This window comes from Streptomyces sp. NPDC091649 (assembly GCF_044756785.1).
Classification (GTDB): domain Bacteria; phylum Actinomycetota; class Actinomycetes; order Streptomycetales; family Streptomycetaceae; genus Streptomyces.
The window spans coordinates 1-1,483 of the sequence record NZ_JBIVTR010000045.1; the positions used below are offsets into that span (position 1 = coordinate 1).

Annotated in this window: 1 protein-coding gene; it reads left to right on the forward strand. The window is 67.2% G+C overall.

The genetic code is table 11. The features are described from left to right. The first annotated feature begins 234 nt into the window (after positions 1–234). Positions 235–1,449: an IS30 family transposase gene (locus ACIQMU_RS31570; protein ID WP_402690251.1), complete on the forward strand. Its 1,215-nt coding sequence runs from the start codon at positions 235–237 to the stop codon at positions 1,447–1,449. The last annotated feature ends 34 nt before the right edge of the window (positions 1,450–1,483 follow it).

A 1,483-nucleotide genomic window follows, 5' to 3' on the forward strand; every position in this document is an offset into this window, starting at 1 on the left:
CTTAGGTTCTAGCGGTCCTCGCAACACTCATGATCGATGGGAGTTGCGAGGACCGTGGGCGGTAAGAGGCTTGATCCGGCGTTGAAGAGGCGTTTCCTTGACCGGCTGGCTGCCGTGGGGAGCGTCTCTGTCGTGGCCCGTGAGCTGGGGCTGAACCGGAATACGGCGTTCAGCCTGGCTCGTCAGGCGGGCATGACGACCGGACACCTGGGGCACCCGCGGCGCGAGGAGTACATGCGGCTCCGCGCCCGCGGGGTCTCCAGGCGAGAGGCTGCCGAGCAGGTCGGAGTGAACCGCCGCACGGCCAAGGACTGGGACTACGGCGTTCGGAAGTCCGGGAACGGGCGGATCTACCCAGACGGCCGACGTGTGAACTACACGACGGGAACCGTCACCATGTCCGATGTGATCATCACTGCACGGGTGCGGCCAGTAGGTCTCAAGTCCCTTGAGAAGAAGCTGCACCCGAGATTCCTGTCGCTCGCCGAGCGGGAGCGGATACGCGACCTCCGCGACGCCGGCCAGTCACTGCGAGCCATTGGGAGGGCCCTGGGGCGCCCTGCCAGCACCATCTCGCGCGAGTTGCGGAACAATTCGGGGGCCGTCGGCTACCTGCCCTACGCGGCGCACAGGGCGTCTGCCGCACGCAGGCCCCGGCCGAAGGAAGGCAAGCTGGCGGGTGAGAGCCCGTTGCATGCTTTCGTCCGGGATGGCCTGCGCCGGCGGTGGTCCCCGGAACAGATCTGCCACGCTCTGAGGAAGAGTCATTCCGACGACCAGAGCATGCGGGTGAGCGTGGAGACGATCTATCAGGCACTGTATTTGCAGGCCAGAGGCGGTCTCAGGCGGGAAGTCCAGGCAGCCGTCCGCACCGGCCGCACGCGCCGCAAACCGCGACGCGACCCCAGCCGTCGCACCCCTCGCTTCAACGATCCGATGGTGATGATCAGCAGCCGTCCCCCTGAGATCGAGGACAGGGCGGTGCCCGGTCACTGGGAGGGCGATCTCATCGTCGGCGAGCGCGGCCGGTCCGCCATCGCCACCCTGGTCGAGCGGACCACCCGCTACACCATGCTGGTCCATCTGCCCGGAAGCTCGCACGACGCTGCGGCTGTCCGCGACGGTCTGGTCCGCACCGTCCAGGCGCTGCCGCCGCACCTGCGCGGCTCTCTCACCTGGGACCAGGGGGCCGAGATGGCGCGGCACAAGCAGTTCACCATGGCCACCGGGATGCCCGTCTACTTCTGCGATCCCGCCTCGCCCTGGCAGCGCGGCTCGAACGAGAACACCAACGGCCTGCTGCGTCAGTACTTCCCCAAGGGCACCGACCTGAGCCGGCACAGTCCCGAGGATCTCGAACACGTCGCCCAGGAGCTCAACGGTCGTCCACGCAAGACGCTCGGCTGGAATACACCAGCCGAGCGTCTACGTGATCTACTCGCCGTCTGAGCCAGCAGTGTTGCAACGACCGCTAGAACTCGAG